The sequence below is a fragment of the Paeniglutamicibacter sp. GQ140 genome, from assembly GCF_059759235.1.
In genome coordinates, this window is record NZ_JCAXDW010000001.1 from 319248 (window position 1) to 335272 (window position 16025).

13 protein-coding genes are annotated in these 16025 nt (G+C 66.1%); 6 read left to right on the forward strand and 7 right to left on the reverse strand.

Going from position 1 to position 16025, the window contains the following annotated elements:
- Positions 1 to 114: 114 nt before the first annotated feature.
- From AC6CHY_RS01450 to AC6CHY_RS01460, 3 genes are all read right to left on the reverse strand, one after another.
- Complete coding sequence (locus AC6CHY_RS01450) at positions 115 to 1404, reverse strand: MFS transporter (RefSeq protein ID WP_498225178.1); 1290 nt, start codon at positions 1402 to 1404, stop codon at positions 115 to 117.
- 34 nt (positions 1405 to 1438) lie between these two features.
- A complete protein-coding gene (locus AC6CHY_RS01455) occupies positions 1439 to 2197 on the reverse strand; it encodes an SDR family oxidoreductase (protein ID WP_217387357.1) in 759 nt (252 codons plus the stop codon).
- A gap of 403 nt (positions 2198 to 2600) precedes the next feature.
- On the reverse strand, positions 2601 to 3437 hold the full coding sequence (locus AC6CHY_RS01460; RefSeq protein ID WP_217387356.1) for an IclR family transcriptional regulator: 837 nt from the start codon (positions 3435 to 3437) through the stop codon (positions 2601 to 2603).
- Positions 3438 to 3705: 268 nt separating this feature from the next.
- Here AC6CHY_RS01460 and AC6CHY_RS01465 point away from each other — a divergent pair, with 268 nt between their 5' ends.
- The 3 genes from AC6CHY_RS01465 (at position 3706) to AC6CHY_RS01475 (ending at position 8131) form a co-directional block, all read left to right on the forward strand.
- Positions 3706 to 5109 carry an MFS transporter gene (locus AC6CHY_RS01465; RefSeq protein WP_498225179.1) on the forward strand — a complete coding sequence of 468 codons (1404 nt, stop codon included), beginning with the start codon at positions 3706 to 3708 and terminating at the stop codon, positions 5107 to 5109.
- 76 nt (positions 5110 to 5185) lie between these two features.
- Positions 5186 to 6076, forward strand: a complete 891-nt coding sequence (locus tag AC6CHY_RS01470; protein ID WP_498225180.1) for an amidohydrolase family protein — start codon at positions 5186 to 5188, stop codon at positions 6074 to 6076.
- 60 nt (positions 6077 to 6136) lie between these two features.
- Complete coding sequence (locus tag AC6CHY_RS01475) at positions 6137 to 8131, forward strand: acetoacetate--CoA ligase (protein ID WP_498225181.1); 1995 nt, start codon at positions 6137 to 6139, stop codon at positions 8129 to 8131.
- 77 nt (positions 8132 to 8208) lie between these two features.
- On the opposite strand, the gene AC6CHY_RS01480 is transcribed toward AC6CHY_RS01475, so the two are convergent.
- Positions 8209 to 8967: an IclR family transcriptional regulator gene (locus AC6CHY_RS01480; RefSeq protein ID WP_217387353.1), complete on the reverse strand. Its 759-nt coding sequence runs from the start codon at positions 8965 to 8967 to the stop codon at positions 8209 to 8211.
- On the opposite strand from AC6CHY_RS01480, the gene AC6CHY_RS01485 reads away from it, so the two are divergent.
- Entirely contained in the window at positions 8966 to 9973 is a 1008-nt protein-coding gene (locus AC6CHY_RS01485) for a LysR family transcriptional regulator (protein WP_254455740.1), read from the forward strand. The genes AC6CHY_RS01480 and AC6CHY_RS01485 overlap by 2 nt on opposite strands.
- Before the next feature lie 44 nt (positions 9974 to 10017).
- Here AC6CHY_RS01485 and AC6CHY_RS01490 read toward each other — a convergent pair whose 3' ends face one another.
- A complete protein-coding gene (locus tag AC6CHY_RS01490; RefSeq protein ID WP_217387352.1) occupies positions 10018 to 11358 on the reverse strand; it encodes an MFS transporter in 1341 nt (446 codons plus the stop codon).
- Entirely contained in the window at positions 11355 to 12401 is a 1047-nt protein-coding gene (locus tag AC6CHY_RS01495) for an MBL fold metallo-hydrolase (protein WP_217387351.1), read from the reverse strand. Before AC6CHY_RS01495 ends, AC6CHY_RS01490 begins: the two co-directional genes overlap by 4 nt.
- Positions 12402 to 12868: 467 nt before the next feature.
- Here AC6CHY_RS01495 and AC6CHY_RS01500 point away from each other — a divergent pair, with 467 nt between their 5' ends.
- A complete protein-coding gene (locus AC6CHY_RS01500) occupies positions 12869 to 14125 on the forward strand; it encodes a hypothetical protein (protein WP_498225182.1) in 1257 nt (418 codons plus the stop codon).
- A 97-nt stretch (positions 14126 to 14222) separates the two neighbouring features.
- Here AC6CHY_RS01500 and AC6CHY_RS01505 read toward each other — a convergent pair whose 3' ends face one another.
- Positions 14223 to 14669 (reverse strand): MarR family winged helix-turn-helix transcriptional regulator, encoded by a 447-nt coding sequence (locus tag AC6CHY_RS01505; protein WP_217387349.1) that lies wholly within the window; start codon positions 14667 to 14669, stop codon positions 14223 to 14225.
- Positions 14670 to 14827: 158 nt separating this feature from the next.
- Here AC6CHY_RS01505 and AC6CHY_RS01510 point away from each other — a divergent pair, with 158 nt between their 5' ends.
- The gene (locus tag AC6CHY_RS01510; RefSeq protein WP_217387348.1) at positions 14828 to 16018 is read left to right on the forward strand and encodes an MFS transporter; all 1191 of its coding nucleotides are present in this window, start codon (positions 14828 to 14830) and stop codon (positions 16016 to 16018) included.
- The last annotated feature ends 7 nt before the right edge of the window (positions 16019 to 16025 follow it).

A 16025-nucleotide genomic window follows, 5' to 3' on the forward strand; every position in this document is an offset into this window, starting at 1 on the left:
TGACGGTTGCCGTGGCCCGGACGGCTTGCGCCGCATGGCGCGCGAAAGGCCCGGTCGCTGACCGGGCCTTTCACATTCCTTGATGGTGGGTCGTGCCGCCGCGAGCGGCGGGGATTACGCCTCGGCGGCGGTCCCTGCCGTGTCCTCGACGTAGCGTCCGGTGCGGGCCATCATCATTCCTCCCAGGGCCATCGGGATGAACGTTGCCACGTACACCCACAGCGGGACGGTCCAGCCACCGGTGGTGGTAAACAGCCAGCCACCCAGCAACGGGCCGAGGGTGCCGAAGAGGTAGCCGACGCCCATGGCGAAGCCCGCCATGGCCGCGGACCCCGCCGTGGTGCGGCTGCGCAGGTTGAACATCGCGATGGCCAGCGGGAAGGCGCCGGCTGCAAGTCCTGCCACCAGTGCGGCGAGCCAGAGCGGGCCGATGCCCAGGACCATGAGCAGGTAGCCCAGCGGGCCGGCCGCGGCCAGGACGACCGCGAGGATCGCGGGGTTGCGCATCTTGTTGGCGATCAGCGGGGTGATCACGGCCATCGGCAGGGTCATGAACGTGTAGATGGAGAACGCGGTCGCTGCCGCTCCCTTGTCCAGCCCGAAGCCTTGCTGCATGATCGTGGGCAGCCAGGCCAGCATGGCGTAGATGTTCAGCGACGCCATCGCGTAGAACAGCGCGGTGCCGACCGCGACGGGGCTGGCGACCAGCCGGCCCAGTGAAAGGTTCGATCCGGCCGCGGCGCCTGCCGTGGCGGCCTGGGCGGCGGGAGCACCGCTGCGGCGCTCCTTGAGCAGCACCAGCGTCCAGGGCAGGACGGCCACCAGCGAGAGCACGCCCCAGGAGGCGAGCGAGAGCTGCCAGCCGCCGGCATTGGCCAGCGGCAGCGCCGTCATGGCAGGCAGCGTCGCCCCGGCCTGCATGAGCAGGGCAAACACGGTGACCATGGAGGCCTGGCGGTCGGGGAAGTGCTTCTTGACCAACGGGGCACCCGCCACGTTGCCGAAGCCCATGCCCAGCAGCGCAACGAACGTCAGCGCCATGAAGATCGCGGGGCTGTCGCTGAAGGGACGCACCAGCGTTCCGGCGGCGGCCAGGATCACGGCAACCAGGGCGGTTGCCTCGAGCCCGATCCTGCGCACGATCACCGGGGCCAGGAAGCCGCCGATGCCGAAGCTCAGCGTGGGAAGCATGCCGATGAAGGTGGCGCCGGCGGTGCCGATGCCCAGTTCGCCGGTGACGGTGGTCAGCAGCGGCGAGAGCCCGGTGACCGCGTAGCGCAGGCCGATGCCCAAGAGGAGCAGGCCAACGATGATAAGGATGCGGCCCCTCCAGAGGCCGACGCGGGGGTTGCCCGCGTCGGCCTGTGTCAGGTTTCCGCCGGAGGTGTTAGTCGTGGTGGACATGTCCGGTCTTCGATTCAGCTAGGGGTTTCGCTTTTTAGGTGTGCTTCGAGTCGCCGTCGATCGGGAACATCTGTCCCGAGATGGTGCGGGCGTGTGGGCCGGCCAGGAAAAGGGCCAGTTGGGCGATGTCGTTGGGGTCGATGAACTTGCGGATCGACTGGTTGTCCAGCGCCTTGTTGGTTTCTTCCTCGATGGTGGTGCCGTTGACCTCGGCGCGACCGGCCAGCACGCTGCCCATGCGCGGGCCGTCGACGGCACCGGGGTGGATGGTGTTGGCGGTGATGCCGTCTTCACCCAGTTCCAGGGCGAGCGTCTTGGTGAAGCCGACGAGTCCCCACTTGGTGGTGGAATAGGCGATGCGGTTCGGGTAGCCGAAGCGGCCAGCGAGCGAGGACATCACGAGGATGGATCCCGCGTCCGATTCCTTCAGCAGCGGGATGGCGCGCTGGGTGACCATGAGGGTGCCGGTGAGGTTGATGTTCACGACCGCGGCCCAGGTGTCGACGGGGTAGTCGGAGGCGGGTGCGGTGGCACCGGCGATGCCGGCGTTGTTGATCAGCACGTCCAGTCCGCCGAGCTGTTCCTCAACGTCCTTGAAGAGCACATCAAGATCCTCGGACTTGCTGATGTCGCCCACCGATCCGGTGATGTTTTCGTTTTCCGCGACGATGGCCGCGACGGCCTCGGCGTTGACGTCGGCGATGTGGACGCGGGCACCGTTGGCAACGAATGCCTTGGCGATGGCCAGTCCGATTCCGCCGGCTCCGGCGGTGATGAGTACACGCTGTGACATGATTTCGACTCCTTCTACACGACGCCGTGGTTCCCACGGCTTCGGTTCGCATTCCTATGTACGGTGAGGGCCGGGACTCTCGGGCCAGGTGGTCCGGCGGGTGACGGTCCGTGCTTGTTTGCTTCTCACGGTGCGGAAAGGAATTCCGCTTCCGGTGTTGATGCATTTCATACAGTAGGCTCGCCCGAACCGAGCGTCAACGGCGCTGATCACACCGATATTACGGTTTTCCCACTGCCGGAATGTCGAGTTCTCACCCTCGTAGAAATTATATGCAAATACATGCAATCAGGGATTCTGGTCGGGAATTCTCGTCAACTTTTCCGTCCAGAGGAAAGCCGAACACAACATTCCCTTGGTCACACGGATCGCGGATCGATGCCCTGCCAGGGACGCTCCGGCCTCAGAGCGCGCGCGTCAGATCCGCGATGCGACGACCGGTCTCTTCCGCCGCCTGGACGAGGGCATCGACGTAGCCCTTGAGCTCGTCCCGATGGAAGCGGGCAGTGGGCAGAACAGTCGTAAAGGCCCCGAGTGGCTGTCCTGTCGTGGGGATCGCAACACCCACTCCGCAGATGCCCGGCGACGTTTCCTCCAGATTCACCCCGTAGCCGTTGCGGCGAACCACGGCCAGATGCCGCTTCAACGTTGCGAGCGATCCGCCTTCCGCCCCGGCCCGCTCATCCAGCGGCACCGGAGCCCCCGAAGCGGATGCAACGGCGGCCAGGTCGTCATTTCGCAGTTGCGCCAGCATGGCCTTGCCCCCGGCCGATTCAAATGCCGGCAGCTTGTCGCCGATGCGAATCACCACCCGCAGGTTTTGCTCCATTTCATCTATGCCGTCCAGGAAACGAACTGAACCCATTTCCAGCACCATGAAGCCCACACTTTCATGGAGCCGGACATGGAGCCGCTCAAGCGCAGGGCGAGCCAGGTCGCGCAGTGAACTTCGGGCTATGGCCCCGACCGCCTGGGCGGCAAGAACAGGTCCCGCAACATAGCGCCGCTCCCGGTCCTGACTCGCAAACCCCCGATAGGAAAGGGCCGCCAGCAGGCGGTGTGCCGTGGAGACCGCCACCCCGAGTCGCGCAGCGGCCTCGGTGACCGTCAGGGCACCGCCGAAGCGGAGCATGAGCGCCAGCTGCAGCGCGCGGTCAACGGACTCGATGGGCGGGTGGGCCACGCCATCGGTCCAGGACTCGACGTCGCCCGCGGCCGCATCGGGCGTGGAGTTGGTCATGGCTCAAGCATCCCACGACACCGGCCGGCACACCTGCATCCGAAGTGGCCGAGGCGCAACCCTCGCCACTCCCCGGCGCAAGCCCGCCCGCCCCTCATCCTCGGTCAAGAATTCCTTCATACGGAACGACTCGTCAACTACTTTCCGCTCGAACAAATGCCCGAATCCACCTGAAAAGCCTAAAATTACGGCAATTTGGCGATTCCTGTTAGACCCGCGATTCCGCAATAAGGAATCTGCGTTCAAAATGTGGATGAGCTTCGATTTCATGACTAAGCTCACACTGTCGGGCGGCGTTCCCCCCGATTCCCTCTCACCCAACCAGGAAGCCCCCATGGAAACTCTCGCGGAAATACGCAGTTCGGCCATGAGCCGGTTCCAGGTGATGGCCGTCGTCATCGCCTTGACCTTGATTCTCATCGATGGGTTCGACGTGGCCGCCATGGCCTACGCCGCGCCGGTACTTTCCCGCGAGTGGGGCATCGCACCGGCCGCCCTCGGATTCCTGCTGAGCGCAAGCCTGTTCGGCATGGCTGCCGGTTCCATCTTCCTGACTCCGCTCGCCGACAAGATTGGTCGCCGCCGCCTCACGTTGATCTCGCTGGTGGTCATCAGCATCGGCATGGTTGCCTCGGTCTTCGCCACCGATGCCACCCAGCTCCTGGTCTTCCGGATCGTCACCGGCCTGGGTGTCGGCGGCATGATGGCCAACCTCAACGTCCTGGTCTCCGAATACTCTTCGGACAAGCGCCGCGGCTCGATCATGGGAATCTACACCGCCGGCTACCCGATCGGCGCCACCATCGGCGGCATCGTGGCCGGACCGTTGATCCCCAGCCTCGGCTGGCAGTCCCTTTTCGCCGTGGGCGCGGTCCTGACCATCATCATGCTCGTCGTTTCCTGGGTCTGGCTGCCCGAATCCCTCGACTACCTGTTCACCCGCCGCCCGGCAGGCGCACTCGGTCGCGCAAACAACATCCTTGCCAAGATCGGGCGCCCCGCGCTCGACACCCTGCCTGCCTCCACGGCCACCGGCAAGGAACAGTCGGCGATCCGCGAGATCCTCACCGGCCCGATCCGCTTCCGCACCTTCATGCTCTGGGCCGGCTACGGCTGCCTTGTGGCCGCCTACTACTTCGCCAACACCTGGACCCCGAAGATCATTGCCGGCGTCACCGGCGACAACTCGGCAGGCGTCACCACCGGAACCATCGCCAACGCCGGCGGCATCCTGGGCTGCTTCGTCTTCAGCGCCCTGGCCGTCCGCTACCGCGCACGCCCGCTGCTGGTCATCGCGCTTCTCGGATCGGCCGCCGCCTACATCGTCTTCTCCATGCTCTTCAGCCAGATCACCTTGGCCATGGTGCTCGCCCTCTTCCTGGGAATGCTCACCACCGCGGGCATCGCCGGCTTCTACACGGTCTCCCCCGAGATCTACAGCGCCCGTGCCCGGGCAACCGGTGTCGGCTGGATGATTGGCCTGGGCCGCTTGGTGTCCATCGTTGCCCCGATCCTGGTCGGATACCTACTGTCCGGAGGCTGGAAGCCGGAGAACATCTTCGTGCTCTTCGCCGCCCCACTGGCCGCATCCGCCCTGTGCATCCTGGCCCTGGGGCACTCGCTCAAGCGCCAGGCCCGCACGGCGCAACCCGTTGCCGCCACCGTCTCCTGATTCGACCCACTCCTCCACCACAGCCCCGCCAACGGTGGCGGACCCGTCCGCCACCGGCAAGGAAAAGACTCCACCCATGAGCAAGATCAACGTCGCGGACCTCGTCGCCATCGACATGCACGTCCACATTGAATCCGATGACCACGGCCACACCGACATGCCCGACGATTTCCGCGAGGCGGCCCAGGCGCATTTCGGCGCTGCCCACGACCCCCTGGGGATCGAGGCCGTCGCGGCGCACTACCGCGAACGCAACATGGCGGCAGTCGTCTTCACCGTGGACCACGAGGCCACCACAGGCCACCCGCCGATCTCCAACCGCTACATCGCCGAGGAGGCCGCCAAGCACGCAGACGTGCTGATCCCCTTCGCCAGCATCGATCCTGCCCGCGGGAAGGCGGCCATCAACGAGGCCCGCATCCTGGTCGAGGACTACGGGATCAAGGGATTCAAGTTCCACCCGAACCTGCAGTCCTTCTTCCCCAACGACCACGCCGTCTACCCGCTGTACGAGGAAATCCAGTCCCTGGGCGTTCCCGCCCTCTTCCACACCGGCCAGAGCGGCATCGGAGCCGGCATGCCCGGCTCCGGCGGGATCCGGTTGAAATACTCCAACCCGCTGGCCCTGGACGACGTGGCGGTGGACTTCCCCGAACTGCGCATCATCATGGCCCACCCGTCCTTCCCCTGGCAGGACGAGGCCCTGGCCGTGGCGGTCCGCCACAACCACGTGTACATCGACCTCTCCGGCTGGTCCCCCAAGTACTTCCCGGCCAATTTGGTGCAGTATGCCAACACCATGCTCCAGGACAAGGTCCTCTTCGGGTCCGACTACCCGCTGTTGCCGCCTGACCGCTGGATGGCCGACTTCGCCAAGCTGGAGCTGCGCGACGGACCGCGGCAAAAGATCACCAAGGACAACGCGGTGAGGCTGCTCGGACTCGATTCCGGCACCATCGCCTCCTAACGCACCGCAGTCCCGTCGTCGGGCACCCCGGATATACGAACACCATTAAAGGAAAGAACCATGAAGAACACCGAACCCGGTACCCTGCTGCGCCCCGCACCCGCCCGCGAGGACTGGTCAAACAGCCAAATGGGCCGCTTCCTGGAAAAGATCGAGGCCAAGACCGGCAGGCACTTCGCCGACTACGAGGACGCCTGGGCCTGGTCGGTTCAGAACCTCGAGGACTTCTGGGGCGAGGTCTGGGACCACTTCGAGGTCATCAGCCACGCCCCCTACACCTCGGTGCTCACCGACCGCACCATGCCCGGGGCGCAATGGTTCGCCGGGGCCAGGATCAACTTCACCGAGCACATCCTGCGTTCCCTCGCACGGCGCCCGGAGGACACCATGGTCAAGTCCCGCAGCCAGACCAACGGCAGCGTCGACTGGACCGGCGCCCGGCTCACCGAGGAAATCGAACGCATCCAGCAGGGCCTGATTCGCCAGGGGATCAAGCCCGGGGACCGGGTCGCCGGATACCTGCCCAACATCCCGCAGACCCTCGCCGCCTACTTCGCCGTCATCGGCCTGGGCGCCATCTGGTGCTGCGTCCCGCCGGAAATGGGGGTCAAGGGCGTCCTGGGCCGCATCGGCCAACTCGAGCCAAGCCTGCTGATCTCCATCGACGGCTACCGCTGGGGCGAGAGGCCGATCTCCAAGCTCAACGACCTGGCAGCCGTCCGCGCCGAGCTGCCGGGCATCCCCACCGTGCTGCTGCCCTACCTCGACGAAGACCTGGACACCGAAACCGCGGCACCCGGTGCCCTGTCCTGGGCCGACTTCACCGCCGAACGCGCCACGGCCGTCATTGAGCCGGTGCCCTTCAACCACCCCATGACGGTGCTCTTTTCCTCCGGCACCACCGGCACCCCCAAGGCCATCGTGCACTCCCACGGCGGCCTGCTGCTGGAGCACTACAAGGCCATGGGCCTGCACTTCGACATCTCCGAGGCCGACACCGCCTACTGGTTCTCCACCACCGGGTGGATGGTCTGGAACATGGGCGCCTCCTCGCTGCTGGTGGGCGCCACCGTGGTCCTGCAGGACGGGGACCCCAACTGGCCGACCCTTGACGGCGAATGGTCGCAGTGGGCGGTCATGGCCGAAACCGAATCGACCTACATGGGCACCGGATCGGCCTACCTGGCCGCCTGCGCCCACGCGGGTGTGGAACCGGGAAAGAAGTGGGACCTGGGCCGGCTGCGCGAGATCCAGTGCTCCGGTTCCCCGTTGGCCGCAGACGTTGCAGGCTGGGCGTATGACTCGATCAATCCCGATCTGGTAATGGCGCCGACCTCCGGCGGCACCGACATCTGCGCCGCCTTCCTGGGCGCCAGCCCGCTGTCCGCCGTCCATGCCGGGGAAATGGCCTGCCGCCCACTGGGCGTTGCCGTGGATTCCTGGGACCATGACCGCAATTCGTTGCACGGGGAACCCGGCGAGCTGGTCGCCACGCTGCCCATGCCCTCGATGCCGGTGTTCTTCTGGAACGATCCGGACAATGAGCGCTACAACGCCAGCTACTTCGATGTCTTTGAGGGCGTCTGGCGCCACGGCGACTGGCTGGTGCGCACCGAACGCGACACCTGGGTCATCACCGGCCGCTCGGACGCCACGCTGAACCGCGGCGGCGTGCGCCTGGGCACCGCCGAGTTCTATGCACTGCTCGATGGCCACCCCGGCGTCAACGACGCCATGGTGATGCACTTTGAGCAGGGTGGCGCGATGGGCCAGCTGGTCCTGCTGGTGGAGGCCGAGGAGGACGCCGACACCGTGGCACTGGAGCGCTCGATCCGCACCGCGCTGCGCACCCAGCTCTCCCCGCGCCACGTCCCGGACCACGTGTTGTTCGTGCGCAGCATCCCGCGCACGCGCACCGGCAAGCGCATGGAAATCCCGCTCAAGCGCCTGGTGCAGGGCGGATCCGGCGGCGTGCTGGACACCGGCGTGCTGGTCAATCCGCAGGACCTGGACGAGACGGTGCAGTCCGTCTCCCGCATCCTGGCCGCCGCCTAATCGACAGGTGCCGCCGGCGTCTCCCCGCGGGGAGGCGCCGGCGGCACCGAGTGTCCAGCCCCGTTCGACGCGGGACCTCAGCCTCCGCGCAGTTTCTCCATGATCTCCGTGGCGGCCAGCTGCAGTGCCTCTATATGCTGCGGCATCGCGGAGCGATTGAAGCGGATGCTCGGAGTTGCGGTGGTCACCGCGGCAACCGGGCGACCGTCGGCGTCGTTGATGCTGACTCCCAGGCCCACCACGCCTTGCTCGGTTTCCTCGAAACTGGTGCCGTAGCCGTCCCGGCGGACCTTGGTCATGAGTCGCTTGAGCGAAGCCACGGTGGTGGTCTTGCCGGTGGCCCAGGGCGGCAGCCCGGAACGGTACAGCTCCTCCAGCTCGGCGTTGGTCAGCCGCGCCAGCATCGCCTTGCCGCCGGAGGACACGAAGGCCGGCATCATGTCCCCGACGCGCTTGGCCACGCGCAGGGTCCGCGCCGACTCGACGCCCTCGACGAACTGGATGTTTCCTCCGTTCAGGACCATGACCTGCACCGTCTCCCCCACCGTGCCCTGCAGCCGGACCAGTGCCGACTGCGCGTGTTGGCGCAGCTTCTGGGTGGAAATCGCCTGCGGGGCGTTCCCGGAAAGCTCGGGCCCCTGCCGGTAGGTCCGGTCGTGGCCCTGGGCGGCGAAGCCGCGGAAAGCCAGAGCGGTCAACAGCCGGTGAGCCGTCGAGGGTGCCACGTCCAACAGCTGCGCCGCGGCCTTGACCGAGAGCGGGCCGTCATCGCGCATGGCAAGCACCAACAGCAGGGCGCGGTCCACCGACTCGACGGGCGAGGATTTGTTCTCCATGCTGAAATCATGGCACAGCCGGGTGACCGCAACGCAACGCCCGGCGCCTCGTGACCGCACGCACATCACCTACGCTGGAGAAGTGGTCAACTACACCTTCAAGCAATTGCAGTACTTCATCGCCGTGGCCGATGCCGGCACGATCTCCGGTGCCGCGGCGGCCTGCCACATCTCGCAGGCAGCGATGTCCCAGTCCATCGGGGAACTCGAGCGCATCGTCGGCTCCCAGCTGCTGGTGCGCCACCGGGCCCGCGGCGTCGTGCTGACCGCGGTGGGAACACACTTCCTGCGCGATGCCAAGGATCTGGTCAGGCACGCCGAAGAGGTCCAGGGCCTGATCGGCGAGCGCCAGAGCGGCCTGGTGGGGCCGCTGAACATCGGGATGTATTCGGGGCTTTCGGCCTTTTGGCTGCCGGTGGTCTGCGAGCAGTTCACCAAGCCGCATCCGGGGCTCGAGGTGCGCATCACCGAGGGCGACGGCGCCGAGCTGCAGGAGCGCCTGTTGGAGGGCTACCTCGATGCGGTGATCACCCACACCCGCCACCTGCTGCCCCACGTGCAGCACACCACGGTGATGAGCGGGCGCCCCTACGTGCTGCTTCCGGCCGGACACCGGCTCGCGGGGAACGGGACCGTGCGGCTGGCCGACCTGGCGGACGAGGACTTCGTGTCCCTGGACATCCCCACGGTGCGCGACAACCAGCTGGTCAACCTGCGCATGTCGGGCCTGGACCCGAAGATCGCCTGGAGCAGCTCAAACTTCGAGGCGGTGCGCGGCATGGTCGCCCGCGGGCTGGGCTACACGGTGCTGGTGCAGCGCCCGCCGGCGGATGTGAGCTACGACGGGCTGCCGCTTGCAGTGCTGGAGATCGAGGGGCAGGTGGGGCACAGCGACATCTGCGTCGCCTACACGGCCGCCGAGCGTCCGAGCCTGCGGCTGCGCGCCTTCATCGAATTCTGCGAACGGGTCGGGGCCGAACGCGAGCGGGGGCCGGAGGCGCCCTGAACGGACGCTTCCGGCCCCCGCACGGCGGAGCGAGGCGGCTGGTGCTACATCTCCTCGGCGCCCAGGTCCGCGTCCTTGCCTTCCTTGATGCTGCGCATGGCCAGCGCGGCAATGATGAAGACCGCTGCCCACACGGCCCCGGCGAGCCAGAGCGAGCCACCGCCGGCCAGCACCAGGCCGGTGACGATCATCGGGGTGAAGCCGGCACCCAGCGTGGAGGACAGCTGGTAGACCAGGGAGGCCCCGGTGTAGCGGATGCGGGTGGGGAACAGCTCCGCGGTGAAGGCGCCGAACGGGCCGAAGATGGTGCCCTGGATGACGCCGTTGGCCAGGAAGAGCGCAATCGCGAAGAGCCAGAGCTCGCCGAGCTGCAGCATCCACATGATCGGCAGGGCAAGCACCGCGCCGGCCAGGATGCCGAACATCATCACCGGGCGGCGGCCCAGCTTGTCCGAGTAGCGGGCGGCAAACCACACCGCGACGATGGTCAGGGTGGCGCCCACGGCCTTGATGTTGAGCACCGCGGTGCGGTCCATGCCGGCTTCCTCCACGACGTAGGAGATGGCCCAGACCGTCATCAGGCCCTGCACGGTGTAGGAGCTCATGCCCACCAGCGTGCCCATGAGCACCGACTTCGGGTACTTGGTCAGCACCTGCAGCAGCGGGATCTTGCGCTCCTCGGCCTTGCCCTCCAGGGCCAGGAAAAGCGGGGACTCGGCGACCTTCAGGCGGATGACCAGGCCGATGGCGACCAGACCCAGGCTGGCGATGAACGGGATGCGCCAGCCCCAGGCCAGGAATTGCTCGGTGGGCAGCGTGGAGACCGCGGAGACAGCCAGGGTTGCCAGCACCGCGCCGGCCGGGCCGCCCATGTTCGCGAAGCTCGCCGCGAAACCGCGGCGCTCCTTGGGCGCGTGTTCCAGGGCCATGAGCATGGCCCCGCCCCATTCCCCGCCCACGGCCAGTCCCTGGATGATGCGAAGGGTGATCAGTGCGATCGGGGCAATGATGCCGACCTGCGCGGTCGGCGGCAACAGGCCGATGATGGTCGAGGCGACGCCCATCATCACCATGGACGTGATCAGCACGCCCTTGCGCCCGAGCTTGTCCCCGTAGTGCCCGAAGATGATGCCGCCCAGCGGGCGGGCCAGGTAGCCAACCGCGAGCGTGGCGAAGGAGGCGAAGAGGGCCACGGCAGGTGACTGGTTGACGAAGAAGACCTTGTTGAACACCAGCGAGGCGGCGGTTGCGTAAAGAATGAAGTCGTAGAACTCGATGGCGCTGCCGATGAAGCTGGAGGCCAGGATCCTGCGCATGTGCGGTGAGTTCAGCGACGGGACGACAATGTCGGCGGAGTTCCCGGCGGGTGTTTGGGTGTGGCTCATCGTGCAACCATCATTTCTGTTCGAATGCGGCTAAAGGAAATGGTATCGAGATCCTCGGGCACCAGGAAGGTTCCGGAGAAATCCTTGGAGTGGGAGAGCCACGTGGACAGTGGCGTGGTCCCGGGCACCAGGTGGTGCAGGGCCAGGGTCCGGGCCCCGGCGCGTTCGGCGAGCTCGATGGCCTGGGCGGCCGAGGTGTGCGAGAGCCGGTGGTGGTCCATGGAGGCCTGGGCGGCCTCGGTGCCGATGCTTCCGTAGCTGCGCTGTACCCAGTCGAAGTCGATGGCCTCGTGCAGCAGCAGGTCGGTGTCGCGGGCGAGCCGCACGAGGTTGTCGCAGGGCGCGGTGTCCCCGGAGATCGTCACGGAGCCTTCGGCGGTGTCGAAGCGGAAGGCGAAGGCCGGGGCGATCGGCGGGTGCTTGACCAGGGTGGCTGTCACGGTGACCAGCTCGTCCCGGTAGATCTCGAAGGGCTCGAAGTCCTCGGGCGTCGGATTCCCATTCGGGTGGTATCCGGTGCCCGCGGGGATCGCGATGTCAGAAGCTATGAAGTGGTCCAGCGGGGAGGGACGCAGGGCATCGATCACACGGTCGTTCAGGTCGGTGCCGTAGGCCTGCATGAGGTGGCTGAACATGTCCGCCGTGCCCGGGGTCGGATTTTCCGGGTACAGCGGGGTCGGCGGGACCTGGGCGCGCGGGGAGGCCGGCGGCAGGGCGCCGCGGTCGCCGGGGCCGATGATGTGGATCGGTGCCTGGCCGGGGGTGATGGTGAACAGTCCGAAGATCGCCAGCGACGCCAGGTCGATGGTGTGGTCGGAGTGCAGGTGGGTCAGGAAGATGCCGCGCAGGTTCGCGGTGCTGAACCCGGCCTTCATGAGCTGGTTGCCGACGCCGGTCCCGGCGTCCACCAGGTACACGGCGTCGCCGACGACCACGGCGGTGGCGATGCCCGCGCGCTTGCCGGCGTTTTCGCCGGTCCACCAGCGCGGTCCGCCGGCCGTCCCCAACGTGACGACGTGTGGTTTCAGGGAAGTGCCTTGCACGTGTTCTGCTCCTTATGCGAGAAGAATGAGATGTCCTTCACACAAGGATGTAGCCTTACGGCACATACGTAAAACTGTTTTTATCGATCCAATTCACCGGTTTTACCTATATCGCTCGAGGGGTGCCCTCCTGCGGCAGAAGCGGCCGAGCAAGGAGTGGAATCGAACTCCTCGGCGCAGAAGCGCGCGTCGTGCTACGTCTCCGCCAGCGGTTCCGACGTCCGGGCGATCAAATCCTCGTATCGTCACCCTCGGGACCCCGTTCATGCTTGGGCTCAGCGGACATTGTTGCCGGCCGCGCGAGGGCCGGAGCCCGGGGGAAGTCCATTCGCGGTCGGCCCGGCCACCCTTCACACGTGGCCCCAAGCGGTCGCCTCGATCCGGGCAATGCACCAAGCCCCGGGGCGCGCGCCTGTTGTACTGTGATGGGGAGTCGTCCGACTGCGCCTTATCGATTGTGAGATCCCATGACCAAGAAGAAGCCGTCGACATCCAACAAGACCAAGCAGGGACACCCCGCGCGGTCCGCGGCCGCCGGACAGATCGTCAGCATTGACGAGTTCCGCGCCCGCAGCACCGGGGACGACGTCTCGGCACGCTTCATGAAGTGGGTTCGCGCGAACACGTCCCTGACTGCCATTGGCGATCCGCTGCCGGTTCTTCATGAATTCCTCGGGCACTACGTGCGACTTGGCGGTGGCGCGGACACGACTACCTTGCAGCTCTCCCCCACCGTAGCGACCTTGGTCTGGTATCTCACCGAAGACTCTGACGACGATCTCGACTTCGTCCTGCACGTGGTCATGGGATACCTGCTGTTCCTGGACGACTCGGACCTTTGGAGTGGCAGCGACGCCCAGTTCGAGGCAGCCCAGGAAGCGATACTGGAAATCATCGACGAACAGTCCGACGCGACCTTCGACGGCCGGGTCCTTGAGGTTCCCGCCCTGACCCGCAAACAAACCCGAGACAGCCTGCTCGCACTGCCCTTGTCAGGTCGCCTCCAATCATTCCTGGAGTGGTTCGGCGAAAAACGCGACGTTACGTCCAAGGGCGTGTTGACGCGAAAGGACATCCAAGGTGCCGCCGCGGCCCTGGGTGTTGCGGCCGTGGGCGTGAACACGGATCCGACGATGTTCACCGCCCGTGAAGGCGAACCACTGCGGTTGACCACGGCCCGGGACGTTCCACGCCTGGACCTGTATTGGGAGGCGCTGGTGCGAATAGGCATCATCGAGCTGGGCGCACGCCGGGCAACGATGCACCGCCCGTTGGCCGCAGCCACCGGACTCGATCGCGAAGAATTACTGATGCACATCATCCGCGATGTCGCATTGTGCCTTTATCTCCGGTTCACGGCCGTCGATGGGGATCGCGAGGCCCACCAGGGCACCACGGAAGATCTGTCCAACGAAGACATTGAAGGCATCATCATGACGTCGATGCTCCTGGACGCCGCGACCGAGGACGGGTACTCGGTGGAGCACCTGGAAACCGCCCTTGACGCAACAGCCGGCGACGACCAACTTGACCTGATGATCGCGCAAATGACTTTGGATTTGTTGTGCGACGAGGGCCTGGTGCTCCGCGATTCGCACTATCGGATTCCTCCGGTGCTCAAGAAAATGGTTGCCTATGCCGTCGCCGAGCCGGCCGGGCTTGAGGTCAACTATGCGGACCCCCTGGACGCGGACGATCCCAGCTACCTGGGCGCCGGCGACTGACTGATCCCGCGCGGGGCCGGGGCACCGCGAACGGCCGGTCGCCCATCGTACGCGCCCCGCGGTGGAGTCGCGGCATCGTGAATAGTGGGACGAATCGCTAGTTTTCGCCCTCGGGAGCCACCGCGGTGACCAGGTCCTGGAGTTCGGGCACCCGCGCCGCACTTTCCAGTGCCGAGCGGAGCACGGCGTCGTGCGTCGGGTGGGCCTCGGCCAGAAGTTTCTCCCCCGCGGCTGTCAGTTCGGTGTAGATGCCGCGGCGGTCATCCGTGCACAGGATGCGGGTCAGCAGGGCGCGATCCTCGAGCCGGGTCACCAGCCGGGTGGTGGCACTGCTGGACAGGGCCGCGGCGCGGGCGAGCTGGGCCATGCGCATGTGCCAACCGTCCTGCCGGCTCAGGGCGTCAAGCACGGTGAATTCCACAACGGACAGCCCGTGCTTGGCCTGCAGCGCGCGCTCCAGCTCCCCCTCGATGAGGTTGTGCAGTGCGGCGAGCGTGCGCCATCCCTGCGCGCGGATCTGTACAGCGTCGTCCTTGATCCCCATGGGTGATTCTCCTTGTGTTTTCGTCCCCCTCAGCATATCACCTTGCGCCGATATAACGCGTGTGCAATCATTGCGTTAGCAGTTAGTTGCATACGCAACGATTGATGCGGGGACACCCTTCGCATCTTCTTCCAACCCTCACACACCGAAGGTTCACCATGCCCGTAGCTCTCTACGCCCTCGCCCTCGGCGGCTTTGGAATCGGATTGACGGAATTCGTCATCATGGGCCTCCTGCCCGAGGTTGCCGCAGATTTCGGCGTTACCGAAACCGTCGCCGGCTACCTCATTTCCGGATACGCACTCGCCGTGGCCATCGGCGCCATCATCTTCACCGCGGTGCTCAGCAGGCTGGACCGCAAGAAGTCATTGCTGTTCCTGATGCTCCTGTTCATTATCGGAAACCTGCTCAGCGCCACGGGTCCCACCTATGAAATCGTCATGGTCGGCAGGATCGTTGCGGCCCTCTGCCACGGAGCATTCTTCGGAATTGGCTCTGTCGTTGCCGCAGACCTGGTGGCAGACAACAAGCGGGCCGGCGCCATTTCATTCATGTTTGCGGGCCTGACCATCGCCAACGTCTTGGGCGTGCCTTTCGGCACCCTGCTGGGCCAGGCCACCGGGTGGCGTTCCGCCTTCTGGGCCATTACTGCCATCGGCGTCGTCGCCCTCGTTGGCATCATGCTCCTGGTTCCAGGAAACCTTGCCCGGTCGGGCAACAAGGGAATCTTCGGCGAATTCGGCATTTTCCGCAGCCCCCAGGTCTGGCTGTCCATGATCGTGACCATCCTGGGCTACGGCGGCATGTTCGGCGCCTTCACCTACATCGCCTTCACGCTCACCGGTGTCAGCGGCTTTGCCGCCAGCTCGGTCCCGTGGTTGTTGGTCCTCTTCGGCCTCGGCCTCTTCGCGGGCAACATCCTCGGTGGCAAGGCCGCCGACCGCAACCTGGCGGCAACGCTGATCACCGTGCTTTCGATCCTCACCGTCGTCCTGGTGGCCTTCGCGCTCACCGCCGACAACAAGGTCGCCACCATCATTGCGCTCGTCCTCATGGGCGGAATCGGCTTCGCCACCGTCCCGGGCCTGCAAATGCGCATCATGAACCATGCCGCCCACGCACCAACCCTCGCCTCGGGGGCCAACATCGCCGCCTTCAACGTGGGCAACGCACTGGGCGCATGGGCCGGCGGACTGACCATCGCCGCGGGCTTGGGCTACACCTCCCCTCTGTGGGCCGGAGCCGCCATCACCGTTGCCGGACTCGCGGTCATGCTTATCGCCACCCGCGTCCGGGGCGGCGAATACGCCAAGTCGCGGACTTCCGCTTCCGTGCCGATCACCGTCTAGGACGACG

What these genes read in the sequence shown, in the direction of transcription:
- AC6CHY_RS01450 (WP_498225178.1), bottom strand. Translation starts at nt 1,404, where the DNA reads ATGTCCACCACGACTAACACCTCCGGCGGAAACCTGACACAGGCCGAC.
- AC6CHY_RS01455 (WP_217387357.1), bottom strand. Translation starts at nt 2,197, where the DNA reads ATGTCACAGCGTGTACTCATCACCGCCGGAGCCGGCGGAATCGGACTG.
- AC6CHY_RS01460 (WP_217387356.1), bottom strand. Translation starts at nt 3,437, where the DNA reads ATGACCAACTCCACGCCCGATGCGGCCGCGGGCGACGTCGAGTCCTGG.
- AC6CHY_RS01465 (WP_498225179.1), top strand. Translation starts at nt 3,706, where the DNA reads ATGACTAAGCTCACACTGTCGGGCGGCGTTCCCCCCGATTCCCTCTCA.
- AC6CHY_RS01470 (WP_498225180.1), top strand. Translation starts at nt 5,186, where the DNA reads ATGAGCAAGATCAACGTCGCGGACCTCGTCGCCATCGACATGCACGTC.
- AC6CHY_RS01475 (WP_498225181.1), top strand. Translation starts at nt 6,137, where the DNA reads ATGAAGAACACCGAACCCGGTACCCTGCTGCGCCCCGCACCCGCCCGC.
- AC6CHY_RS01485 (WP_254455740.1), top strand. Translation starts at nt 8,966, where the DNA reads ATGCTGAAATCATGGCACAGCCGGGTGACCGCAACGCAACGCCCGGCG.
- AC6CHY_RS01480 (WP_217387353.1), bottom strand. Translation starts at nt 8,967, where the DNA reads ATGGAGAACAAATCCTCGCCCGTCGAGTCGGTGGACCGCGCCCTGCTG.
- AC6CHY_RS01490 (WP_217387352.1), bottom strand. Translation starts at nt 11,358, where the DNA reads ATGAGCCACACCCAAACACCCGCCGGGAACTCCGCCGACATTGTCGTC.
- AC6CHY_RS01500 (WP_498225182.1), top strand. Translation starts at nt 12,869, where the DNA reads ATGACCAAGAAGAAGCCGTCGACATCCAACAAGACCAAGCAGGGACAC.
- AC6CHY_RS01505 (WP_217387349.1), bottom strand. Translation starts at nt 14,669, where the DNA reads ATGGGGATCAAGGACGACGCTGTACAGATCCGCGCGCAGGGATGGCGC.
- AC6CHY_RS01510 (WP_217387348.1), top strand. Translation starts at nt 14,828, where the DNA reads ATGCCCGTAGCTCTCTACGCCCTCGCCCTCGGCGGCTTTGGAATCGGA.